25 protein-coding genes are annotated in these 23790 nt (G+C 44.7%); 9 read left to right on the top strand and 16 right to left on the bottom strand.

Annotated elements, in window-relative coordinates:
* Window positions 1-145 precede the first annotated feature (145 nt).
* Window positions 146-1573 (bottom strand): 4-hydroxyphenylacetate 3-hydroxylase family protein, encoded by a 1428-nt coding sequence (locus AR335_RS18635; protein WP_062238684.1) that lies wholly within the window; start codon window positions 1571-1573, stop codon window positions 146-148.
* A gap of 376 nt (window positions 1574-1949) precedes the next feature.
* On the opposite strand from AR335_RS18635, the gene pheA reads away from it, so the two are divergent.
* From pheA to AR335_RS24415, 4 genes are all read left to right on the top strand, one after another.
* Window positions 1950-2774, top strand: a complete 825-nt coding sequence (gene pheA, locus AR335_RS18630) for a prephenate dehydratase (RefSeq protein WP_062238682.1) — start codon at window positions 1950-1952, stop codon at window positions 2772-2774.
* Between the two features lie 33 nt (window positions 2775-2807).
* Window positions 2808-3782 carry a DUF1835 domain-containing protein gene (locus AR335_RS18625; protein ID WP_062238680.1) on the top strand — a complete coding sequence of 325 codons (975 nt, stop codon included), beginning with the start codon at window positions 2808-2810 and terminating at the stop codon, window positions 3780-3782.
* Window positions 3783-3978: 196 nt separating this feature from the next.
* The gene (locus tag AR335_RS18620) at window positions 3979-5151 is read left to right on the top strand and encodes an endonuclease (protein WP_062238678.1); all 1173 of its coding nucleotides are present in this window, start codon (window positions 3979-3981) and stop codon (window positions 5149-5151) included.
* A gap of 61 nt (window positions 5152-5212) precedes the next feature.
* A complete protein-coding gene (locus tag AR335_RS24415) occupies window positions 5213-5365 on the top strand; it encodes a hypothetical protein (RefSeq protein ID WP_156419089.1) in 153 nt (50 codons plus the stop codon).
* Between the two features lie 125 nt (window positions 5366-5490).
* Here AR335_RS24415 and AR335_RS18615 read toward each other — a convergent pair whose 3' ends face one another.
* Window positions 5491-7047 carry an ABC-F family ATP-binding cassette domain-containing protein gene (locus AR335_RS18615; RefSeq protein WP_062238677.1) on the bottom strand — a complete coding sequence of 519 codons (1557 nt, stop codon included), beginning with the start codon at window positions 7045-7047 and terminating at the stop codon, window positions 5491-5493.
* A 158-nt stretch (window positions 7048-7205) separates the two neighbouring features.
* On the opposite strand from AR335_RS18615, the gene AR335_RS18610 reads away from it, so the two are divergent.
* Complete coding sequence (locus AR335_RS18610) at window positions 7206-7403, top strand: DUF2188 domain-containing protein (protein ID WP_062238674.1); 198 nt, start codon at window positions 7206-7208, stop codon at window positions 7401-7403.
* 754 nt (window positions 7404-8157) lie between these two features.
* Here the strand turns inward: AR335_RS18610 and AR335_RS18605 are convergent.
* From AR335_RS18605 to AR335_RS18590, 4 genes are all read right to left on the bottom strand, one after another.
* A complete protein-coding gene (locus AR335_RS18605) occupies window positions 8158-8769 on the bottom strand; it encodes a class I SAM-dependent methyltransferase (RefSeq protein ID WP_062238672.1) in 612 nt (203 codons plus the stop codon).
* Window positions 8770-8898: 129 nt separating this feature from the next.
* Window positions 8899-9549, bottom strand: coding sequence for an SdpI family protein (locus AR335_RS18600; RefSeq protein ID WP_053355741.1), 651 nt, complete (start codon window positions 9547-9549; stop codon window positions 8899-8901).
* Entirely contained in the window at window positions 9546-9833 is a 288-nt protein-coding gene (locus tag AR335_RS18595) for an autorepressor SdpR family transcription factor (protein WP_053355740.1), read from the bottom strand. The genes AR335_RS18600 and AR335_RS18595 overlap by 4 nt, the downstream gene beginning before the upstream one ends.
* A 141-nt stretch (window positions 9834-9974) precedes the next feature.
* Window positions 9975-11576, bottom strand: a complete 1602-nt coding sequence (locus AR335_RS18590; RefSeq protein WP_062238671.1) for an FMN-binding glutamate synthase family protein — start codon at window positions 11574-11576, stop codon at window positions 9975-9977.
* A gap of 298 nt (window positions 11577-11874) precedes the next feature.
* On the opposite strand from AR335_RS18590, the gene AR335_RS18585 reads away from it, so the two are divergent.
* A complete protein-coding gene (locus tag AR335_RS18585) occupies window positions 11875-12099 on the top strand; it encodes a hypothetical protein (protein WP_156419088.1) in 225 nt (74 codons plus the stop codon).
* Between the two features lie 517 nt (window positions 12100-12616).
* Here AR335_RS18585 and AR335_RS24735 read toward each other — a convergent pair.
* Together AR335_RS24735 and AR335_RS18580 are read right to left on the bottom strand one after the other, a co-directional pair.
* On the bottom strand, window positions 12617-12772 hold the full coding sequence (locus AR335_RS24735; RefSeq protein WP_175501932.1) for a hypothetical protein: 156 nt from the start codon (window positions 12770-12772) through the stop codon (window positions 12617-12619).
* A gap of 67 nt (window positions 12773-12839) precedes the next feature.
* Window positions 12840-13124, bottom strand: a complete 285-nt coding sequence (locus tag AR335_RS18580; protein ID WP_053355737.1) for a hypothetical protein — start codon at window positions 13122-13124, stop codon at window positions 12840-12842.
* A 151-nt stretch (window positions 13125-13275) separates the two neighbouring features.
* On the opposite strand from AR335_RS18580, the gene AR335_RS18575 reads away from it, so the two are divergent.
* The gene (locus AR335_RS18575) at window positions 13276-13632 is read left to right on the top strand and encodes a hypothetical protein (RefSeq protein WP_062238667.1); all 357 of its coding nucleotides are present in this window, start codon (window positions 13276-13278) and stop codon (window positions 13630-13632) included.
* Between the two features lie 21 nt (window positions 13633-13653).
* On the opposite strand, the gene AR335_RS18570 is transcribed toward AR335_RS18575, so the two are convergent.
* Window positions 13654-14058: a hypothetical protein gene (locus AR335_RS18570; protein WP_234293351.1), complete on the bottom strand. Its 405-nt coding sequence runs from the start codon at window positions 14056-14058 to the stop codon at window positions 13654-13656.
* 114 nt (window positions 14059-14172) lie between these two features.
* On the opposite strand from AR335_RS18570, the gene AR335_RS25260 reads away from it, so the two are divergent.
* The gene (locus AR335_RS25260) at window positions 14173-14295 is read left to right on the top strand and encodes a hypothetical protein (RefSeq protein ID WP_255357603.1); all 123 of its coding nucleotides are present in this window, start codon (window positions 14173-14175) and stop codon (window positions 14293-14295) included.
* Between the two features lie 94 nt (window positions 14296-14389).
* Here the strand turns inward: AR335_RS25260 and AR335_RS18560 are convergent, their stop codons facing one another.
* The 5 genes from AR335_RS18560 to pdxK all read right to left on the bottom strand — a co-directional run bounded on the left by AR335_RS18560 (window position 14390) and on the right by pdxK (window position 17511).
* Window positions 14390-14761 (bottom strand): iron chaperone, encoded by a 372-nt coding sequence (locus tag AR335_RS18560; protein WP_062238662.1) that lies wholly within the window; start codon window positions 14759-14761, stop codon window positions 14390-14392.
* 450 nt (window positions 14762-15211) lie between these two features.
* Window positions 15212-15874 carry a bacillithiol biosynthesis deacetylase BshB2 gene (bshB2, locus tag AR335_RS18555; protein ID WP_062238660.1) on the bottom strand — a complete coding sequence of 221 codons (663 nt, stop codon included), beginning with the start codon at window positions 15872-15874 and terminating at the stop codon, window positions 15212-15214.
* Window positions 15875-15885: 11 nt separating this feature from the next.
* The gene (locus AR335_RS18550; protein ID WP_062238658.1) at window positions 15886-16236 is read right to left on the bottom strand and encodes a YojF family protein; all 351 of its coding nucleotides are present in this window, start codon (window positions 16234-16236) and stop codon (window positions 15886-15888) included.
* Window positions 16237-16376: 140 nt separating this feature from the next.
* A complete protein-coding gene (locus AR335_RS18545; protein WP_053355731.1) occupies window positions 16377-16574 on the bottom strand; it encodes a YfhD family protein in 198 nt (65 codons plus the stop codon).
* A 124-nt stretch (window positions 16575-16698) separates the two neighbouring features.
* Window positions 16699-17511, bottom strand: coding sequence for a pyridoxine/pyridoxal/pyridoxamine kinase (gene pdxK, locus AR335_RS18540; RefSeq protein WP_062238656.1), 813 nt, complete (start codon window positions 17509-17511; stop codon window positions 16699-16701).
* A 214-nt stretch (window positions 17512-17725) separates the two neighbouring features.
* On the opposite strand from pdxK, the gene AR335_RS18535 reads away from it, so the two are divergent.
* Window positions 17726-18232 carry a PTS sugar transporter subunit IIA gene (locus AR335_RS18535; RefSeq protein WP_062238653.1) on the top strand — a complete coding sequence of 169 codons (507 nt, stop codon included), beginning with the start codon at window positions 17726-17728 and terminating at the stop codon, window positions 18230-18232.
* Window positions 18233-18413: 181 nt separating this feature from the next.
* Here AR335_RS18535 and metH read toward each other — a convergent pair whose 3' ends face one another.
* Together metH and AR335_RS18525 are read right to left on the bottom strand one after the other, a co-directional pair.
* Window positions 18414-21863, bottom strand: coding sequence for a methionine synthase (metH, locus tag AR335_RS18530; RefSeq protein ID WP_062238651.1), 3450 nt, complete (start codon window positions 21861-21863; stop codon window positions 18414-18416).
* Complete coding sequence (locus AR335_RS18525) at window positions 21856-23703, bottom strand: bifunctional homocysteine S-methyltransferase/methylenetetrahydrofolate reductase (RefSeq protein WP_062238649.1); 1848 nt, start codon at window positions 23701-23703, stop codon at window positions 21856-21858. The genes metH and AR335_RS18525 overlap by 8 nt, the downstream gene beginning before the upstream one ends.
* Window positions 23704-23790: the final 87 nt, after the last annotated feature.

Genomic DNA, 23790 nt, shown 5'->3' with positions numbered 1-23790 from the left:
ATGGAAAACAGGAGATATCTACCAATTCCGCAGGTGGAAATTAAGGATAGCTGAGTGGTTGGACCTATGACTTGTCACATGCAACGGTGCCAGGCACCGCAATTACACAAGTATGTAACGGCGGTGCCTGGCACCAACAAAAAAACTATTGTAAATATTTTTGAATTCTTTCTTGGAGGCGCTGTTTGTCATATGTGCTGTATTGGACAGCGATGTTGCGGATCGGGTCACCTGCGTAGAAGCGTTCATACAGCTCATGTCTTGAACCGAGCGGGCTTCCAACGAGATCCCATGCCAGCTTGAAGAGTTTCGTTTTCTTCTCAGCATCCACATTGGCTCCGACTAAATATTTTTGCAGCAGGGAAGAGAGGGGTCCCTGAAAATCCTGAACGCTCGAAGGCAACTGGATGAATCCTCCGGCTCCGATGAGCTGCAGAATCTCAAGGGCACGGGGATAGTATTTGGGCCCGAGGTTTCTGGCGGTTTGGATATAGGTGAAGTTAGGGACGAACGTATTGTATGGATTTAAGCTTCCTTCTCTTTCTGAAGCGATAACTAATGCCCGAATGGTTTCTACCTGCATGATGAGCTCTCCGAGTTTCTCTTGGACATGCAGATAGCCGTCCGCTCCGATTGCCTCCGCGATTTCAAAACCTATAGCAGTAACAAACTCCAGCTTGTTTAATAGACGGACGATCGCCTGATGATAGGCCAGGCTGTTTGAAACGGGATCTGTATTAATCTTTGCGATGGCTTCAGGATTATCATAGAGCAGCACGCGCTCCCACGGTACAAACACGTTGTCAAAAAGCAGCAGGGCATCCATTTCGTCGTAACTTGCACTTAGCGGCGCATCTGCCTTGTTGAGCGGAGTAGCCGCATAGGATTCACGGCAGACCAGGTGCAGACCTGGGGAATGGGCGGCTACGATCAGCATATGGGCCAAAGGCTTATGCTCTTCTTTTAGATGTCCGACCGGATAAACAATGATGTCATTGGAATAAGGGGAGGCTGTACCAATCATTTTGGCACCGCTTAAAAAAACACCGTCGCTTGTCTTTTTAGTGATCCGAAGCAAGCCAAGATCTTCTATATTTTTGAGCTGTGAATCCGACCGGTTTATCTGCGGATCCCTCTGTACCAAACTTAAGAAAAGATGGCGGTCTCTTGCTTCTTCATAATAAGAACGGATCTTATCAGGGAAGGCTTTATCAAACGCTCTGTAATCTTCCCTGGAAGCATACCAGCCTGTTAATCTCGATCGTGCATAATCGGACAGCCGGCTCATTACACCATCTGTAGATTGGCTCCATATTTCAAATGCGGTTCTCCGCTTTAGCAGGTCCTCATAGGATTCAGGGACAAAGAAGGCCGAATGAACGTATTCCATTGTTTTAGGGCTTAGATAGCCTACCTTGTCCCTGAGCTTGGGATCATCGAACATGGCAAACAGTTCAGAAATGGCAGCCAGCGTCCCCGTGAAATTTTTGTCCTTTGTGATATCGATCTTTTTGCCGTCCAGCCATACGTTCCGGCCATCCTGCAAACTTTTAATGAACGGGTCTTTTTGCAAAACATGATACTCTCCTTTGTGTTTAATAGGTTCAGATTTTTATAAAGGGGAAACAATTCCTCCTCCTAGAGGCGGGGTATAGACATGGAATGTAATAACGGGAGAAGCGGTAGGGTTGTACATCATATGGAAGGCGTATCCTTCAATGGTATAAAAATCCTCTTTTGTATACGGCTTTATCATTCCTATTAACCTTATGAATATCGTTAACTTTATAAAATATAGTATTAATAAAAGATAGAGATGTTCCGGCTGGAGAGCAAAATGGACAACATTCCTATTCTTTATGCAGCTTCTATGGTTATTCCTTTTATGGCATGGTATAATCCTCAGAAAAGTTTCAATAAGAGAAACGGCAAAAGAGGAGTTTTTTAACATGAAAGTGGCATATTTAGGACCTCATGGCACATTTTCAGAGGAAGCGGCTCACCGGTATTTTAGTGGACAAGAAATCGAATGGCATATGTGCGATTCAGTTCCTGAAGTGCTCGAAGCGGTGGGTGAGGGAATGGCTGATAAGGGGATTGCACCAATTGAAAATGCAATTGAAGGAACCATTACGATGACTGTCGACAGCCTTCTTGTGCATGACCTTTATATCGATGGAGAAGCCATACTGCCAGTATCGCTTCATCTTCTCGCTGCTTCCGAGACACGCCTGGAAGACATTAAAGAGGTATGGTCGATTCCTCCGGCTCTCGCTCAGTGCAGGCAGTATCTCAGGAGCTTAAAAGTAAAGAGCCGCCATTTTGACAGTACGGCTTCTGCTGCCGAGGCTATCAGGAATACGGATCGCCGCGATGTTGCTGCTGTAGCGTCCGAGTATGCGGGTAATCTGTTTGGCTTACAGCCGGTTAAGCGTAATATTGAGGAAAGCTTTGAGAACCAGACCAGGTTCGTTATCGTTTCAAAGGATAAAACACCCTCAGAAAATGCTCAAAAAACGATGCTGCAAGTCATACCGAGCGATGAATATACAGGGGTGCTTTCTGCGATCCTCAATGTTTTTTCGGCTTTGAATATTAACTTGACCTGGATCGAATCACGCCCAACAAAAAAGAAGCTGGGAACCTATCAATTTTTCCTTGAAGCGGGACTGGGTGCTGTCCACCCGTCCATCGAAAAAGCGATTGCCGTCCTGCAGACCTATGGCCACGAAGTGAACGTATTAGGGAGTTTTACCGCAACAAAACTGGACTAAAAACGGAAACCACTTTGAGACAAGGGGGATTTCATGAAGGTTCATATTGTGAATGGAGATATAACTGGAAACAAGCTTCAAGATCTCGATGGAGAAGTGATTGTCTGGCGGGAAATGTATGATTTGGGTCCGGCAGCAGCAGATATGGATAGAAAAAGGATCAAGTCCAGAGCTGAATTCTTTGAGAAAAAGATGGGGATCCCGTCTGAAATCTTTCTTAAGAACTGCACGCTGCAGGAAAACCGGCTCCGTGCTCTGCCTAAGGACGCTGAGATTACACTTTGGTTTGAACATGACCGATACGACCAAACCATGCTTCTGTACTTGCTGAAATCTTTAGGGTCACATGAATTTAACAACCTGAATATGGTGACAGCCGATTCCTATCCGGGAATTGAGCCGTTCTTTGGGCTTGGCCAGCTTTCCGAATTACAGCTTATCGGCCTTTTAGAGCATCGGATTTCTATTAGGCGGGAGCAGGTTATGGAAGGAGCTGCAGGATGGAACGCCTATGCATCACCAAATCCCCGTGATCTTGAAGAGTGGCTCAAATGTGCTGAGTGCAGTCTGCCTTTTGCCAAAAGAGCCTTGTGGCATCATCTTGAATATTATCCTTCCGAAAAAAATGGTTTGAATCAGGTGGAAGAGCTGGCTTTCCATTACCTGTATGACGGCATCACTTCGTTTCATGAACTGTTTCAAAAGGTCAGTGCCAAGCGTACGGATGACGGACTGAGTGACTTTCATTTTTCGGCCTTGCTGGATCAGCTGCAAAAAGGTCCGGTACCGCTTCTTAAAATGACAGAAGGATCATTACCGCACTATAATACCGAACCAGAGGATGCTGCTATCGAGCTAACGTATGAAGGAATTGAGGTCCTCATGGAAAGAGAAGACCGTTTTGATTACACTTCGGCTGATTGGTGGCTTGGCGGTGTTTACAACCATCGAGGAAAATGGCGCTGGAACGGAGAAAAATTAATAAATACGGAAGAGAGGCAGGGGTAATCCTGTCTTTTTTGCGGACATTGGAACAGCTGTACACCCTCTTTTTTTACTACAAAATACTAAAAGATAAACCCTTCTTTGGTAACTGTGTGAATGTTTTACATTTCTGTAAGATGGAATTAACACATGCCTTTTAAGATCAAACTATATTCATCGTGCATCAGGGATGAAAAGTATGGATGCGGGAGGGTTTATTATGAGAGGAAATCCGGTAAAAAGCTTCAAGCTGGTCTTTCTGTTTTCACTTGTTTTAACAATGGTGATTGGCAGTTTCGCATTTCTTCCATCTCTCAAGGCATCAGGAGACGGTTCGGCTTCATCACCGTACACTGTTTCACAGGCCATCTCCAATCAAAACAGCAGTTTAAAAACGATTCAGGGTTACATAACAGGCCAGCCGACAGCCGCAGAAACCGTAGTTACCAGCCATTATCCCAACGATTATGCGGTTGCACTGGCTGATACAGCAGGGGAAACTGACACTTCCAAAATGGTTTATGTGCAGATTCCAACTGACTACCGTCCGCAATATGGGCTGAAGTCCCATCCAGCCCTAAAAGGAACACTGGTTAAAGTAACAGGCAATTTAACGTCTTATTTCTCGCACGCGGGCATCAAAAATGTAACCAACATGACAAATGGAAGCGGAGGTGGTACTCCATCGGATCCGCCGGCTACCGATACAGGCTCTTATTATGATAATGCCCAGGGAAAAACAGGAGCAGCGCTAAAAAGTGCGCTTCATAACATTATTGATGATCATACTGAGCTCTCCTATGATGCTGTTTGGGATGCTCTCCGCCATACGGATGAAGATCCGAACAACAAGAATGATGTTATCTTGTTGTACACCGGCCGTTCACAGAGCAAGACTGCGAACGGATCAGGCGTTAACGACTGGAACAGGGAGCATGTTTGGGCAAAATCCCACGGTGATTTTGGAACAGCGATGGGTCCAGGAACAGATTTACATCATTTGCGCCCGGCTGATGTTTCAGTGAACAGTGCTCGAGGGAACCTTGATTTTGATAACGGCGGCACTGAGAATTCTGAAGCAAAAGGCAATTACTCGGACAGTGATTCATGGGAACCGCGTGATGCGGTTAAAGGCGATGTTGCCCGTATGATCTTCTATATGGCGGTCCGTTACGAAGGAGACAGCGGCGAACCTGATCTCGAGATGAACAACAGCGTCAGCAATGGTTCAGCGCCTTATATCGGAAAAATGCCGGTACTCCTGCAGTGGAGCCAGCAGGACCCGGTCGACAGCTTCGAGCGCCACCGTAACGATGTGATCTACAATGACTATCAGCACAATCGGAATCCATTTATAGATCACCCGGAATACGCGGCAGCCATCTGGCGATAAATCATTGGGAATAGCAAGTGTGATATAAAAAAGAGGGGCTGTCCAAGAAGTCTGTAAGCTGTTGATTTCCGTTCCAGGCTGCTCGCTTTCCGCGGGGCGTGCGGTGAGCCTTACCGGCGTGAACGCCTACTTTTTGGTGCAAGCACCGGCGGGAGTCTCACCTGTCACGCTAAGGAAGGCTCCGGCAGCTTTTTATCGCACGAAGAAAATGTGAAGTTCATTTTCGAGGAGTCTCGCATCTTCCACTTCAATCAACTTTTCATTGAAGATTTTTCAAGCCAAAAAGGGGCTGCCTGAAGGTCAATTTTCGACTTTCTGGACAGCCCCTCTTTGGCATCATTAAAATACTTTTGTGGTCCAGTCTTCACAGTTCCAGACTTCGGTAACAACATCACGATAAAATTCAGGTTCATGTGAGATCAGCAGAATGCTTCCTTTATAGGCTTTTAATGCCCGTTTAAGTTCATCCTTAGCATCTACATCCAAGTGGTTTGTCGGCTCATCCAGAACAAGAAGGTTCGTCTCGTTGTTGATCAATTTGCAGAGACGGACTTTTGCTTTTTCTCCTCCGCTGAGTACCTGCACCTTGCTTTCAATGTGCTTCGTTGTCAGGCCGCATTTCGCAAGTGCGGAACGGACTTCATGCATGTTGAAAGAAGGGAACTCGTTCCAAACTTCATCAATACACGTATTGTTATTATTGCTTTTAATCTCCTGCTCAAAGTATCCGATATGCAAAAATTCGCCTTGTTCCACAGAACCGGAGATCGGTTTGATTTCGCCAAGAATGCTGCGCAGCAATGTTGTTTTTCCGATTCCGTTCGCTCCGACAAGAGCGATCTTTTGTCCGCGTTCCATTCTGAGATCGAGTGGGCGGGAGAGTGGCTCGTCATATCCGATGACCAGGTTTTTCGTTTCAAAAATCATCTTTCCGGATGTGCGGGCTTCTTTAAAGTTGAATTCCGGCTTTGGTTTTTCTTTCGCCAGTTCAATAACATCCATTTTATCCAGCTTTTTTTGGCGGGACATGGCCATGTTTCGAGTGGAAACACGCGCTTTATTTCTGGCAACAAAATCCTTCAGCTCAGAAATTTCCTGCTGCTGGCGCTTAAAGGCAGCTTCAAGCTGCTGTTTTTTCGCTTCGTGAATATGCTGGAAGTAGTTATAGTCTCCTACATAGCGGTTAAGCTCTTGATTTTCCATGTGGTAGATCAAGTTGATGACACTGTTTAAGAATGGAATATCATGCGAGATCAAAATGAACGCATTCTCATATTCCTGCAGGTAGCGTCTCAGCCACTCAATATGCTGTTCATCCAAATAGTTGGTCGGCTCATCCAGCAAAAGGATTTCGGGCTTTTCAAGCAAAAGCTTCGCAAGGAGGACCTTCGTACGCTGACCGCCTGACAGCTCATGAACATCGCGGTCGAGGCCGATATCTTCCAGACCAAGTCCGCGGGCAATCTCTTCTACTTTTGCGTCTATAACATAAAAGTCGTTGTTCGTTAATGTATCTTGAAGAACCCCAACATCCTCTAAAAGTTTTTCAAGTTCTTCCGGAGTAGCTTCCCCCATTTTTTCGTACATGCTGTTCATTTCGTTTTCAATATCAAAGAGGTATTGAAACGCACTCTTCAGCACATCGCGAATGGTCATTCCTTGGTGAAGGACTGTATGCTGATCGAGATACCCGACCCGCACTTTCTTTGCCCATTCTACTTTTCCTTCATCTGGCTGCAGTTTGCCGGTGATGATGTTCATAAAAGTGGATTTACCTTCACCATTTGCTCCGATTAAGCCAATGTGTTCTCCTTTAAGGAGACGGAAGGAGACATCATTAAAAATCGCACGGTCACCAAAACCGTGGCTTAAGTTCTTTACTGTTAAAACACTCATCTATATGCACCTTTTCTTGTTTGTTAAGATTACCATTTGATTATAGTATTAATTGCAGGGAGAACTCAATCTTTCTGGTGGATTTTTCAAAGAATGTTTCGTATAGAGGCATGTTGGGAAACTTTTCATGTAGAAGGGCTAAAAAGGAGGGTTGCAGAATGAATGATTACAGTGTAGTTCCTTATCAAGGTGAAAATGGCTGGATCGTTAAAATTCAAGATGTAGCACCGACCGATACTTTTCCCAGCCGTGCTGAAGCGATTGCAAAGGCTGAAAAGCTGGCAATGGAAGACAAACCAAGCCGGGTGCTTGTGTATGATGCCCAGCTGAGCGTGGAAGAAGAAAAGATGTTTTAACAAAATGATAAAATCCCTTCATCGGAAGGGATTTTTTGTGCAAAAAAAGGAGCCTTGGGTCCAAGACTCCTTCAATGCTTTTCGTTGTTCAACTTACGTGGTTTTTCTTGCTTGTTCACGTGCATTTGATTCACGTACATTTGATTCACGTACATTCTTTCGTACTACAAACTGCTATATTCTAATTCGCTTTCTCACTATTAGGGCCATCTCTCGGTTCTTCGCAAGTTTCGGAACAAAGGTCGTTCCGATTCATGACAAATCCCTCCATTTGGGTCTGAATAGTGTTTTCACTCATTTGTTAACAAACTAATTTCTAACTATCCTTTAAATCGCTCTTACACACGTGCATTCACTACTTGGTCCATCTCTCGGATCATTGCAGGTTTCGGAACTGTAAACGTCCTTACCCATTGCAAACCCTCCAGTATATGACTTATAGTGTTGCATCTTCATAAATCATAGAGCTGATCTTTACTGCTTTAAAACTTTGAAGCTCAACTTACGGTTCTAACACATCTTGCTTTGTTACTTCAAAACTGTCTTGCTTTACAAACATATGAACCTTGCTACACTTTAATGCCTATTTCTGTGTTGCATTCACTATTCGGTCCATCTCTTGGCTCATTGGATGTTTCGGAACGATTGTTCTTTCTCATCACAATTCCCTCCATATGGTTGACATAGTGTTGCATGGTTTGTTTTCCCGGTATGAAAAATTCAAAACATCTTTTACAATAAAAATTTTTATTTTTTACGCTTCCTTGATGGCAGTTACGGTCACTGCATCTACAGGCTTCTTGTTCTTAATGCTATCGGAAATCTGAGAGAAGCCAGCTTCTTTTAAATAAAGCGAGATAATGGATCCAATTTCTTTTGTGGTATCATCATCTGCTCCCTTTTCGTGGGGCTGCAGGGTAACCGCAATACGAGCCTTTACTTTCATCAGACGTTTAATCTTTTTAAGATCCCCAATCGGATCTTTCCAGATCAAGATGGAATTGACGGTATACACGCCATCAAATTTCGGGGCGTCTTCATCGGCAGAAGTGATCGGACCCTCAAAAAGCTCCACACGCCCTTCTTTTATAAACGCTTCGTTTCTTGATTCCGCCTGTTCCTTCATCACTTCTGAAACATCATAGCCTACAATGTGGCAGGAGGGATAGTTGCTGCAGACATATTCAATGCCTATACCTGGACCATAACCCACTTCAAGGAGCCGATCATTCGCTCCGGGCTGTAGTGCGGAAATTGTCCATTCATTTAGTTCCTTGTTTTCGTTGGACATGATTTTTCCCGCCAGTTTACCGAGCAGACCCTCGGGTTTTTCAAACTGTTTGGAGATGTTTTTCCTAATGCTCATGCGGCACACTCCCATTTTTTATTATATATTTCAATGTACCCAAAAGGGAGGTGCTCAAAGCAAAAGGACAGCCAGGCGCTTGAAATAAAAAACGGCCGAATAATTTTTTCAGCCGTTCTTTGAACAAAATTACATTTTATTCGTAAACCCTGTATTCTTCCTGAAAAAATAGTAGGATGACCCAACGGATAGTATGGCTGCACCAAGGAGGGAAGGAAGAATAATATAATCTCTCCAGTCGGACGGTGCAAATAAAGAAAGCAGAACAATTATACCTGCTGCGACAAACACTTTGGAGCTGAAACGGTGGGTTTGCCGCCAAACGTTCTCATCAGCCAGCGTCCATGGAGTCTTGATTCCAACAAAATAGTTCGGTTTTACCTGCTGCATATAGTTTCCTAGAACGATAAACAGTCCTCCGAGAATGAGGGGCATGAACGAGTTCATCGGAAGTTCGTAGCCAAGTCCGATCAGAATAACCATAAGATTGATCAGGAAAAAAAAGATGAACAGGGAAGAGTTAATCATGGAATAGCTGCGCGAGAAACTTTTATAATTTTCTTTTTTGGGATCGATTTTCGGCAAGAATTGAAGCAGGAGATACATAAGAATCATAATACCAAGATTCGTGAGCATGGCCCCCAGTTTGGAAGAATACCCGTTGATTTCGCCTTTCGCATTCCAGTGGATAGGCAGTTCAGCCGGCAGCTTGGAGTAAAACACGAGCCAAAGAGCCGCTGTCGCAAGAATGAGCAACACAGGAAATACATGTTTTTTCATTTTTCGTTCTCTCCTTTGTCCTTATAATCGGCTTGCATGACACCCATGAACCAGTTCATGACATCGTGAAAAACGGTTGTATTGAGAGAGTAGATGACGAACTGGCCTTGCTTCACATCTTGTATGAGTCCGGTTTTCTTTAAGGTGTTTAAGTGATGAGAGATGGTAGGTTTGGTCATTTGAAAATGATCCGCAATTTCGCCTGCGCTTAAGTCCTGATTCTTTAGCAAATCAAGAATTTTACGGCGGGTGGGGTCGGCTAATGCCTTAAATACTTCATTCAATAAAATCCACTCCAATTGGAAGAAAAAGTATTTAGATATTTATCTAAATACTACACAGAAAAGAAGGTGTTGTAAATAGGCAGCTTATTCAATTCCAAAAAAAAATCGACAGCTATTGAGCTGTCAAAGTAATAAGGATATTCATGTTTGCTGCTGTGTTTTCTTGGCAGAATGAAGAATTTCCTCAAGAGGGAAAATCCTGCCGAGTTCATCTTTATGAACAACATGTTTCCGTTCAAATTTGGTCGGGGAATCAATGCCTGCAGCAGCAGCCAGATTGTAAAGGCCTTCCCGAAGTGAAACTAAATAGTTGCAGACTCTATAGTGTTTTTCCTCGACACTTAAGCCGTCCTGCAGTTTCTTATTCGTAGTCGCTACCCCCACAGGACAGTTGTTCGTGTGGCAGACCTGTGCCATGATGCATCCTACACTGATCATAAACCCGCGTGCAATGTTGACGAGGTCAGCTCCCATTGCAAGAGCAATGGCAATTTTGTCAGGAGTGATCAGTTTTCCTGAAGCAATGAGCTTCACCCTGTCCCGGATGCCATATTCTTTCAGCATTTCATCAACAACCGGAAGTGCAGATTGTATGGGCAGCCCGACAGTATCGGCTAACTCCTGGAACGTTGCACCTGTTCCGCCTTCTCCGCCGTCAATGGTAATAAAATCAGGGCCTTTTCCGCTTTCTTTCATGCAGGATACCAAATTCTCCAGCGCATCCAAATCCCCGACAACAATTTTGATGCCGATGGGTTTTCCGGACACGTTTCTCATCTCTTCCACAAAGTGAAATAGAGAAGAGACATTATCAAATTCTTTAAACCGATTAGGGCTGTTGATCGTTTTGCCAGGTTCCACGAGCCGGATTTTAGCAATCTCTTCTGTTACTTTTTCACCTTCAACGTGGCCTCCGCGTGTTTTTGCGCCTTGTGCGAGCTTCAGTTCAAATGCCTTAATTTCTTCCATTTCACTTTTTTTCTTAAACTCTTCCCATGAAAACTCTCCGTTCTTTTTTCTTACACCAAACAAGTCAGGACCGATCTGCAGGATGATATCCGGCTTGCCGGCCAGATGATACTGAGAGAGTCCGCCTTCTCCTGTATTCATCCAGGTCCCTCCGGCAAGGCTTAGCCCTTTGGATAATGCGGTTATCGCATTTTCTCCCAATGCGCCAAAACTCATGCCGGATTGTCCGATGAGGCCTTTGAGTTTGAAAGGCTGGCGGCAAGTATGCTCACCGAGGATGACGGCGTCTTCGTCTTGCAGGTATACGGGATTAATCAGCCGATCCTCGCTATGTTCCTTGCGGGCAAAGAGATTATCTCCGTCCAATTTATACACCTTGGTTTTTATCTTGCTGGCATTGTCCACTTTCATTTCTTCACGCAATTTGGGGAATAAGGTGTTGCGGATATAAAACCCTTCAGCAGTAAAATCCCTGAGTGAACCGAATCCTATTAATCTTTCTTTATATTTTCCTGCCTTTACAACATCCTCGAATTCTTTTCGGGAGAAGGGCTTGCCTTCATTATCGTTAAGAAACAAATACTGACGGAGCTCGGGACCGATTTTCTCGGTAAAATATCTCACCTTTCCGAGTACAGGGAAGTTTCTTAGGATCGAGTGCTGTTTTTGGCGGTCGTCTTTTAAGTATAAAAAGATGAAAAAGACGATGGGAATTACGAGAATGAAACCGATGAGTACGATTAATCCAATAACTAGATCAAAAATGGTTGTCATCACAATCCTCCTTAATGAATGGGGCTGGTGTACACTGAGGTTCTCACCTATTTCTTTTCCACCAACAAGTGAGATAGAAACCAGCAGGGTATAAAGTCCCGTTGGCCGAAAAAAAAACGCTTGTTTACAAGACTATATTAATGAAAATCAAAAGGTATGAAAGAACTGTTTTTCCAAAAGTATTCATAATTTACAAATAATTAAATTTCAGTATGGATTTACTTATTCTTTTGATCATCAGGCAGTTTTACCGACAAGCTGTATTTTCCAAATAAGGATAACGGATCAGGCACACAGATTGCCAAGGTCCAAAATGCGGATGGAAGCTGGCATTTCTGCCTATGGATACAGCAGCAACTTTTCCATTACCACGGATGCATCCGGCAACGGACAGAAGGGAATGAATGTTCAATTAAACTCAAGTTCAACAGGAAATGCAAATTTGCGTTTGCGCCAAAGCAGTACCAATGTCTATACTGAGGCTGTAACGGTAGGAAATGTAGCCGTTGAGCCGCTTCCTTAAGTTGATTGCATATGAGAAGTAAGCACCTTTTGAAGGTGTTTGCTTCTTTTTTAATGAAAATCACACAATCAACCAGCCATAGAGGCACTTTTTAAGAGGAAAATGAATGATTTTGAGTAAATTTTCAAGTTGTGCTCCTTAGGCAGCTTGTTAAAAGGGAATTTTAGCTTTTTCAATTACTTTTGTAAGTGAAATTTGGTGCGGAAACTAGCTCTTTTACCCGCAAAATCGCTCTTTCAGATTTTTATTATCGAAAACTTAGAATTTATTATCGGAAAGCAGATTTTATTATCGAAACAGCCGATTTATTATTGAAAAGCCTTCTTTTATTATCGAACGGTTTATGTTCGACCTCATACGACAAATTCAGACTCATTTATTTCAAACGGCCGATCGAGCCGGGTCCCATAGAGAAAGCCGCCGGTATCTGTACCAGCGGCTTTCTCAAGTTGAGCATTGTAGTGGTGTCTAGTTCCAGCGCCTGTCGGACCTTAGCAGGCCGTTTTCGCTTTTTTAATTACTCTTCTTCTTTTCGGTTCTTAAACGCCTCGTTCGTTACGATATATGGATCGACTTCTGCTTTTTCTTTTCCTTGCTTAGCGGTCATGCTGCCTTCGGGAAAATTCCCGGGATGTCCTTTTTTCTTCTGTTCAAACTCTTTACCTCGAGACATAGTTGTTCTTCCTTTCTTTTGGCTGAAAATGGTGTTACCTAAAAATTATGTTCTGTTTGGTGAGGTTTTAAACCATACCGACAAGTTCAACAGTGACATCATTAAATAATCCGTTGCCGATGTAATTCCCATCCAGGTCGAATTGCCAGTCATGAGGTCCGGCTTCAATGTGTATAATGCCTGGCATGATATCCATCTTAATGGAAGTAATCAAAGAGACATCAATCTGGTCTTTCGTAAAATCATCCGCTACTTTATAGGCAATCTTCATTAAATGCTCATCTATAATATTTAAATCCTTCTCTTCAAAGGCCATCACAACATTCATCACCGTATATTCATAAATGTTCATCCGCTCATCCCCTTAAGCTTATTTAAAACTATCATTTCCAAAAAACTATGAAACTATTCATTTATACTAAAATTCATCTTTGAACGGTGCCTGGCACCGCTTTTTACATTCAGGTGCCTGGCACTAAATAAAAGGAGCGAGGAGAGAATGAATGATCAAAAACCATTTTTCGGCAGGAAAGAAATTGGGAAGCAATACATACGGAGAAAAGGCGTCTATGCCATTATCTTTGATGAACAGAGGGCAGCGTGAAGCTCTTGAAGAGTTGGGGCATGATATTCTCATCAAGAAGTACATAGGAAATGCAGAAAAATATTACATCACTCAGCAGGATCAGACCCCAATGATAGCTGACAGTTATTTTTATCTCGCGGAGCTGGCGGAATGGAAGCTAGATCCGATTGAAGAGGATCACGAACTGGAGTGGATTCCTATTTCAGAAGCCCAGGAGCTTTTGCATCATGAGCATCAGGCATGGGCGGTCGATCAGGCTTTTGAGCCAAAATAAAAAGAGCCCAGCCGGCTCTTTTCATTTTACGCTTGGCATTTCTTTTACAACAATGACCGGTGTTATTTTCCGCAGTAAGCAATCATCCAGTTCACTTTGAGGAATAAGGCCGAGTGTCATGGCCGCTTCAATCTTTTGTTTGTCAGGCTGCTTCGTTATAATGATACAGTCCTGAAGGTTGAGTTCTTCGAGTTTTTGAACCGTTTTTTCCGTATGAAAACTTTCTGATTTACGGATCTGCCGCTGAAGTTTATAACTGCCATACAAAACTTCGCCTTTTTCACTTTCGCCGCACATATAATCAAAATGACTGTTAAATTTCTTCTTTAGTTCTGAAAGCTCGGCATCGATCGCTTTTGCCTGCTGGTTCAGCTCGTGAAAGCGGGAAACCATCTCTTCGGTAACTTGTCCACTTTTTGTTTTCACAGTTCTAAGCCCCCTCTTATTTCCTTACTTCATCCTATGGCGGGAGGGGAGGAGATAGTACTGTGTAGTATAATGAAAATAGGTTAAACACTCGCAGGAAAGGAGCCTTTACCTATGGATTTTGCATTTTTGATGGCGGAACAGCGCATCAAAGAGGCGATTGATAGGGAAGCCGCTGGAGTTAGAAGACCTGTCCTCTGTTCCTCCAGAATTTTATTATCAAGACCTAAATTATAAAAATCCTCAAAAATAAAGGAGAACACATATTAGTCATGTATAATATGTGCTCTCCTTTTTTTATGTCATGCGTTTTTTGATAAGGCGTGATGTATTATTTCCGCCAAAAATTCGTATATTCTGCTTTATCCTGAATATTAAATTCAATCATTTTCTCAAGCAATTCGTAATTTACCGGCTCATTCCACGGAATTCGAAACAAGCCTTTGGTAGCGCTGTAGCCAGCTTGTGCAATGTCATCGGCAAATTGCGCAATGCCTACTTCTTCGGGTGAAACGCTCAAATGATGCTTCGCTGTGGAAAAGCCGATGATAAATGTGCCGTGATCGGAAAACATTGGCGTATTCCACTTGATTTGCGGTTCCAAATTTGGGAATTTATTAGCAACCCACGCCAAAATTTCCTCTGTTCGGTCGCGGTGGTCGGGGTTGTCGATACCTGCTAAATATTTTGCGAAAAATCCCATGACTTCCTCCTTCTATATTATGCTATTGCCGCCAAAAATTCGAATTCTCAGCCTTATCCTTGATATTAAATTCAATTATCTTCTCTAGCAATTCGTAATTAACTGGTTCAGTCCATTGAATTGGGGACAAGAGTGAAGAAGCGCTGTAGCCAGCTTGGGTGATTTACAGAAGCTGCACCTGTTATTATTTTTCTCCGTTTCAATTCTATATAACACCAAATCCTACTATGAAACCAATTGTAACATGATCCTAATCCTTTACCTTTTTAAAGTAACGCTCCCTAAACATAAAGAAAGATCACAATGCTTATTGAAGATTTGCGCCCGGCAAATAATACGGCGGCATCGTCTTCGTACGTTCATTCACTACGCTTACTTATATACTCAATACAAAAAAAGCTGACCCGGAAGTACACGTAAAAGTGTCTTTCTGGCGTCAGCCTTTTTCTTTTAGAATTTATAGGTCCAAAACTGTTCTCTGTTGATGCGTTTTAACACTTCTGGAACTTTGTCTTTGTTTTCTTCCGCCATGGCGGCAATGATCCATTCGGTTTGGGAACGGTGGGCTTTAATCGCTTCAAGCTTTTGATCGGAAACGGAACTCACGTCACTGATCACATCGGGCTCACCGAGCATTTCATAGCAATCATTCGAGAATGCGACACAATGGACGTCCGGCCGCTGATCTTCAGGAAGCTGTTCAACCGCTCGGATGACAGCGGCCCCGGTAGCTTCATGGTCAGGATGGACGCTATAGCCGGGATAAAACGTAATGATGAGTGAAGGCTTCAGTTCATCGATCACGTTTCCGATTCGTGCGGCCAACGTTTTTGGATCTTCAAACTCAACCGTTTTATCCCGCAGCCCCCACATTCTTAAATCGTCGATGTTCAAGACATGAGCGGCTTGTTCCAGCTCTTTTTTTCTGATCTTTGGCAAGGATTCTCTGGTGGCAAACGGTGGATTCCCCATATTGCGCCCCATCTCGCCAAGAGTCAGGCAGACATAGGTGACTGGGACTCCCTTTTTTGTATTCATTGCAATGGTGCCAGAGACGCCGAAAGCTTCATCATCAGGATGTGGAAAAACGACTAAAACATGTTCGTGTGACATACGTTTACCTCCTATTCAAACGGATGAGGGCTGAGCTGAAGAGCGACGGCTAATTTACCTTCTGCATCGTGCCCTGCAAGCAGGAGCTGTCCGTCTTCGTTGACTTCCCAATGCGTCAAACCTTCAGCGTAAACCCACCCAATGTTAATTTTTAATCCTGCACGATAAGGAGATTTTTCTCCCGTAATCACTCCGCGCTCAAAATTTATTTTCGCGTTGCGTATATAAGCGCCCACTGAAAAAAAAGACTGATTAAAATGAGAGGCGTATGCTCCATTTGTTGTTTCCAAATGCAAATAAACGTCCCGGTTCAAGAATTGATCAATCTCATTTTGAACCGTTTCTGGTGTGATCGGCTGCAAGGTTTTCCCTCCTCAAAAAGCTTCATTTCAATCATTATACTTTAAGGATGGCAAAGCGTTAAATAAACTGCTTAGCAAAGAGATCGAAATACTAAGCATAAAAAAGAGGCATTAAATAGTTTAATCCCTCTTTCAGCTTTCTATTTCTTTTTTTCATCCTTACGCACCACTTCTGTTGGATCAAAGCCTGGAGGTGATTTCAATTCATAGTGTGAAGTCAGTTCTTTTGCCAGTTCCACTTCCTGATTGTCGTGCACGATTTCATTTTTCGGAACTTGAGGAAGTTTGGCTTTGTTTTTATCACGTGCCGGCTGTTTATGGCTGTTGCCTCTGCCCATGGTTAACCCACCTTTTTCTTAAAATGGTATGTGAGTAGAATCCCAAGTTCAGGATGTTTTTATTCAGGATAAATCTCATGAATAAAAAAAGAGCAAAACAAATGATGTCTGCTCTCTGTATGGTTTATTTAATTTTGGAGTTGCGGTATGCACTGTGGTCGGTGGGCCCGACATATTGATTCAACGGGAACGAGTTGCGGATTGCTTCTGTAATAAAGTCTTTTGCAACGGCGATCGCTGCTTTTACTGATTTCCCCTTGGCTAATTCTGCAGCGACTGCAGAAGAATACGTACAGCCTGCTCCATGAGTATAGGTCGTATCGATTCGTTCAGATTCAAGAATATCGAAATTATCGCCATCAAACAAAACGTCGACTGCTTTTTCGTGAGCAAGCTTGCCGCCGCCTTTAACAATGACATATTTAGCGCCGGCAGACTGGATCTTTTGAGCGGCTTCCTTCATTTGATCAACAGTTGTAATCGGAGCCATTCCACTAAGCTGGGCAGCTTCAAAAAGGTTCGGCGTGACGACGGTGGCCTTCGGTACAAGAACATTCTGAAGCGTGTCTGCGAGTTCCGGCTGAAGCGGTTCTGCACCTTTACATACCATTACTGGGTCAACCACCACATTTTTTATATCATATTTATCAATAGCTTCTGCAGTGGCCTTAATAACATCAACAGAAGCAAGCATACCGGTTTTTACAGCATCCACTCCGATTCCTGCCAGAATGGTTTCAAGCTGTGCTTTGAACAAATCAAGAGGAAGTAAAAATACTTCATGGTACCAGTCTCTGTGAGGATCCTGGGCCACAACGACATTGATGGCTGTCATGCCGTAAACTCCGAGCTCCTGGAATGTCTTTAAATCCGCCTGAATACCAGCTCCGCCGCTTGTGTCAGAACCGGCAATGGTTAATGCTTTAAACTTACTCATTGTCCAATCTCCTTTTATGCCTGTCTTTTAAATTTCAACTATGTATTCTATTATAACAATGATTGCCAGCGAGACAAAATTCATGATTTCCTATAATATTCGTTTAACCTGACCTGAAAAAGTGAAAAGTAACAGCAGACAGATTTTCTTTGCTTCGTACGGTCAACCTATGTTTTACTATGTAACAAACAAATTAAATAAAGAAGGTGATCTCATGCTGAAAAAATTATTTGGTAAAAAAGAAAATGAAGCGCCTACAGAAGAAGTCATTGTTTCACCATTAAACGGGGAGATCATTGGCCTGGAAGATGTGCCGGATCCTGTTTTCTCTGAAAAAATGATGGGTGACGGCATCGCGATTTTGCCGGAAGACGGTGAGCTGTTGTCTCCCGTTGATGGTGAAATCCTTCAGGTCTTCCCGACCAAGCATGCTGTCGGCATTAAAACAAAATCAGGAATGGAGATTCTTATTCATATCGGTCTTGAAACGGTCATGATGAAAGGGGAAGGCTTCACGTCTCTTGTTAAAGAAGGAGACCGTGTACGAACGGGACAGCCGCTGATCTCGTTTAATGTTGATCTCGTCAAGGAAAAAGCGAAAAGCACCGTTACTCCAGTTATCATTACGAATGGTGATAAGGCAGGGGCGATTGAGAAGTTCCAAAGCGAACATGCCCAAGCCGGCACCACTAAGATTATGCAAATCAGTGACATTAAATAATAAAAGAGACAGATCAGCTGCTGGTCTGTCTCTTTTATTTTGGAATGAGTAGAAGTGGCCGGCGCCCGTAAAATGACGATATACGCCAGTAAATTTCGCGGACGCGCCAGTAAAATCCTGAAACGCGCCCGTATTTTCCCCGAATCCGCCCGTAATTCTTCCGAACGCGCCCGTAAGCTATTTAAACCAGCACATTGAAGTAGCGGGCTTCAGGGTGGGAGAAAACCAGAGCTGTGACGGAGGCTTCGGGCTCCATCATGAATCCTTCTGTCAGCTGAATGCCGATTTCTTCAGGCTGAAGAAGTTTGAACAGTTTTGCTTGATCTTCAAGATCCGGGCATGCTGGATAACCGAACGAGAAGCGCTGGCCTTGGTATCGCGCGGAAAAACGATCCTGCATCGAAAGGGTAACAGGGTCAGGGAACCCCCATTTATCCCTCATCTGGCGGTGAATGAGTTCAGCCAATCCTTCCGCAGTTTCAAGAGCAAGCGATTGAAGCGCAAAGCTTTCCAGGAAACGGCCTTCGGCTTTAAGCTGCTGTGCCCGTTCGCGGATGCCGCTTCCAGCAGTTACCGCAAAGAACCCGACATAATCCATTTCGCCGCTGCCGACGGGCTTGGCGTAGTCTGCCAAGCAGAGGTTCGGTTCTCTTGTCTGGCGTGGAAACTCAAACGTCTCAATGATATGGGATGTATCGTTTGGATCATAAATATAAAGTTTCTGGCCATCCGACTGTGAAGGGAAAAACTGATACAGTGCTGCTGGATCGATTAGTTTTTTCTCCTGGCTCTCCCGAAGCAGCTCATCGACGATTCCTTTTATTTCCAGTGCCCGTTCGTCTTTCTCGGCGAGCAGCCGTGAAACCTTTCCTTTCACTCCTAAATGGTGTCCGAGCAGCATCTGCAGATTAATGTACGGAACTACAGAAGAGAGCGGGAAAGACTTAAACACATGGCGTTCCGTATCTTTTGGAACAAATACTTTTAAACTCTGATTAACGGAAGGTCGGACTCTGACGGCCTCAGCAACAGCGGTGCCGGTACCTCCTCCGGACGGTGTGGCTTCTGTAACAGGTGCGGCAGGTGTTTTCGCCACAGGCTTTTCAAAAACTTCTCCTTTTTGAAGCTTGTTTGCAAGGCTCAATCCGTCCATCGCATCCTTGGCGTAAAGCACAGTCCCCTGATATTCCTGAGCAATCCGGTTTTCTGTAAACTTGCGGGTCAAGGCGGCGCCTCCTACAAGAATTGGGACGGAAATACCCGACTCTCTCAGGTCGGAAGCGGTAAGCACCATTTGCTGAGCAGATTTTACAAGCAATCCTGAAAGGCCGACCACATCGGGCTTCTCCCTCTGAATGGCCTGAATCAGTTCTTGCGGCGTAACTTTAATTCCGAGATCCACCACTTCAAATCCATTATTGCCAAGGATAATATCTACAAGGTTTTTGCCGATATCATGGACGTCCCCTTTAACCGTGGCCAAAACGACCTTACCTTTCGTGCTGACCGCACCGCTGCTCTCCATATGGGGCTCGAGGTGGGCGACGGCAGCCTTCATCACCTCAGCGCTCTGGAGGACTTCAGCTACGATGAGCTGGTTATCGTTAAAGAGCCGGCCGACTTCCTCCATCCCGGCCATAAGAGGTCCATTTATAATTTCCAAAGGCGCATCATACTGTGCCAGAGCAAGGTCAAGATCCGGAATGAGTCCTTCTTTCGTTCCTTCGACCACGTAAAAGGCGAGGCGCTCAGCAAGAGGCAGTTCCAAGACCGGAGTTTTTGCCTCCTTTTTCTTGCCTCGGTAGAACTCCGTAAAGGCTGCCAGATTCTCATCGTTCGTCTCAAACAGCAAGGCTTTTGCCATCTCTACTTCCTTTTCTGGGATAGAAGCATAGCGTTCCAGCTTTTCAGTGTTGACGATCGCGTAGTCGAGCCCAGCCTGTGTACAGGCATATAGATATACCGCGTTTAAGATTTCCCGGCCGACCGGCGGGAGACCGAACGATACGTTGCTGATGCCAAGGATCGTCTGGCATTCAGGAAGTGTTTCTTTCAGCTTTCTCAAACTTTCCACTGTCGCATTGGCAGAACCGATGTATTGTTCATCTCCTGTTCCGACAGGGAAGACAAGAGGATCAAAAATAATATCGCTCGGAGAGATTCCGTATTTGTTCACAAGCAGATCGTAGGATCGTTTGGCGATCTCGAGCTTTCGGTCTGTTGTGACCCCCATGCCTTTTTCATCGATCGTACCGACAACAACGGCTGCTCCGTAACGGGAGATGATAGGGGCAACTTTCTCAAACCGCTCCTCGCCGTCCTCTAGGTTAATAGAGTTGATAATGGCTTTTCCCTGCGAGTATTTCAGGGCTATCTCCAGCACCACGTCGTCCGTTGAATCAATAACAAGAGGCACTTTCACTTTTTTTACAGCTTCCTTAATAAAATTCTCCATATCCTGAAGCTCTTCACGGTCAGGATCCGCAAGGCAGATATCTATGACATGCGCGCCTTTCTTAACTTGCGCGCGGGCGATCTCTGCCGCTTCTTCAAACTTGCCTTCGGCGATCAGCCGCTTAAATTTTCGTGAACCGATAACATTGGTCCGTTCGCCGACCATCAATGGGCGCATGGATGGATCATCATAGATCAGCGGCTCAATCCCCGACACGGCATGGGAATGGCTTTCTGGGACAGTACGCGGCTTCAGCGGTTTTAACGCTTCTGCGAGGGCCCTTATATGGTCTGGTGTCGTGCCGCAGCAGCCGCCGGCGATGTTGAGCCAGCCTTCTGCGGCAAAGGCGCTGATTTTCTTTGCGAGAGTTTCTGGTGTTTCATGATAGTTCCCGTCTTCATCCGGGAGGCCGGCATTCGGATAACAGCTTACCGCTGAAAGAGACAGTGCGGATAAGGAGCGGATGTGGTCGGTCATAAATTCCGGCCCTGTTGCACAGTTGAGCCCTACAGCCAAAGGTTTCATGTGCTCAAGCGAGATGTAAAAGGCTTCAATCGATTGGCCGGCCAGTGTCGTACCCATCGGCTCAATCGTGCCTGACACCATGAGCGGGACTTCCTTTCCGGCTGATTTAAACGCCCGTTTAATGCCGATAAAACCTGCTTTAACATTGAGCATATCCTGGCTGGTCTCGAGGAGAAGCAAATCAACCCCGCCGTCCAGAAGGCCTTTTGCCTGTTCTTCATAGGAAAAGGTCAGCCCTTCAAATGTTGCGCCTCCTGTAACGCTCAACGTTTTTGTTGTTGGTCCCATTGATCCGGCAACGAAGCGGGGCCAATCAGGAGTGGAGACCTTATCGGCAGCTTCCCGCGCGATCTCTGCTGCTATTTTGTTCGTTTCATATGCTTTATAGCCGAGGCCGTATTCGTCGAGCACGATATCAGTGGCCCCGAACGTATTGGTTTCAACGATATCAGCACCTGCTTCTAAATATTGCAAATGGACATCCAGAATTACATCAGGACGGGTAAAGTTCAGGTTTTCATTGCAGCCGTCCAGGTCTTCGCCGCCAAAGTCTTCGGCAGTCAGATTGGCTTGCTGGAGGATGGTGCCCATTGCCCCGTCCATGATCAGTATTTTATTCTTAAGCTGCTGTTGAAGGGTTTGATTAGACATTCTGAATCCTCCTTGTTTTTTTGCGGTCAATTTCGTAGGCATACTCCGTCAGTTCAGCCGTCAATTCATATCGCATGAATGGAGTGATCAGATAGAGGCCATTAAACAGTTCAGAAGCGGCATCTATCAGAGATTTTGAGATGGCAAGGCCTTCCCTTGCTGCGGAAACTGGGTCGTCTTTAAACTTCGCCATACGGTCACGCACCTCGTCTGTCAGTTTGATGCCCGGCACCTCATAATGAAGAAAGTCAGCATTGCGGCTTGAGGTGAGCGGCATAATCCCAACGTAGAAAGGAACGGGCAGATCTTTTACAGCTTCGTGGAACTCCAGCAGTTTCTCTTCAGAGTACACCGGCTGGCTGATAAAGTAGTCCGCGCCGCTTTCTATTTTTTTCTCTGCCCTCTGAACCGCTCTTTCCAGTGACTTCACATTTGGATTAAAGGCGGCACCGACGGTAAATTGCGTTTTTTGTCCCAAGTCTTTTCCGGAAAGTGAAACCCCTTCGTTAAACTGTTTGATCATTTTGATCAGTTCTATGGAGGTAACATCATAGACGCTTGAAGCTCCCGGAAAATCACCTACCTTTGCCGGATCCCCGGTAATTGCCAAAATATCGTGAAGTCCGAGTGTATGCAGCCCCATGAGATGAGACTGCAGACCGATAATATTCCGGTCTCGGCAAGCGAGATGAACGATCGGCTGGACTCCAGTCCGTGCCTTAGCCAAAGAAGATAGGGAGGTATTGCAGATTCTTGGTGATGCCAACGAGTTGTCTGCAAGCGTAATGGCATCTGCCCCGGCTTCTTTCAATGCCTTTGCTCCTTTAAAAAAACGGGAGGTATCAAGCTTGCGGGGAGGATCAAGCTCAACAATGACCGATCGCCTTTCTTTTAGAATATCAGGCAGGGAAATCCCAGGTTTCTGCCTCGTTTCAACAACGGCAATAGGCTCTGGGCGCTGTCTGACTTCCTTTTCGGTAACAGGCTTCAGTCCATGAAGCTCTTCAGCGAAAGCCTCAATATGAGCAGGAGTTGTTCCGCAGCAGCCTCCGAGCAGGCGGATGCCTTGGTTTCTGAAAAGTGAAGCACTGTTCTTGAAATACTCCGCATCCCCTTCATACTGAAATTTTCCGTCCAAATAGGAAGGAAGACTTGCATTCGGATAAGAGGAAAGATAGGCATGCTTGGGAATTTCCACTTCCTCAAGTGTCTTGATCATATGAAAGGGCCCAAGACGGCAATTCAGCCCTACGACATCCGCTCCTAAATCTTCAAGGCGTCTAATCGCTGTATTGATGGGTGTTCTGTCGTTTAGAATACCGACTTCCTGCAAAGAAATCTGCGAGATGATCGGAATGCTGGTCTGGCTGCGTGCAATTTCAAGAACGGTTTCCAATTCTTCCAAATCGTAAAAGGTCTCAAGAAGAAGGCCATCCACTCCTTCCAACAGAAGACAGTAGAGCTGTTCCCTAAAGCTTCTCTTTATTTCTTCAATCGTAAGTGAGCTTGGGCCCGTTCCACGGATTCCTCCGATGGTTCCCAGTACATACGCTTCATTGGCAGCTGCTTTTTTTGCAAGTCTTACAGCCGCACTATTCAGCTCTTTGACTTGCTCCTCCAATCCATATCTTTGCAGTTTAATATAGTTGGCGCTGTACGTATTGGTCTGAATGACATCTGCACCGGCCTGTATGTAAGCCTGGTGGATGGACTGAATCTGATCAGGGTGCGTCAGATTCAGCTGCTCAAAACAGCAATCCGTTCCATACGAGTAGAGAAGTGTTCCCATTGCCCCATCGGCAATCAAGATTTTGTCTTCAAGATCTTTCAATAATCCCATTATGCGGTCCTCCTGTTAGTTCGGTATCTTCCAGCGGCCCAATAAAATAAAAAAAGCCTTCTTAAAGAAGAAGACTTTGAAAGTTCG

This window comes from Fictibacillus sp. FJAT-27399, assembly GCF_001510655.1.
Classification (GTDB): Bacteria; Bacillota; Bacilli; order Bacillales; family Fictibacillaceae; genus Fictibacillus_C; species Fictibacillus_C marinisediminis.
Note: the sequence above shows the minus strand (reverse complement) of the source record. Positions and strands in the feature narration are given on the sequence as shown.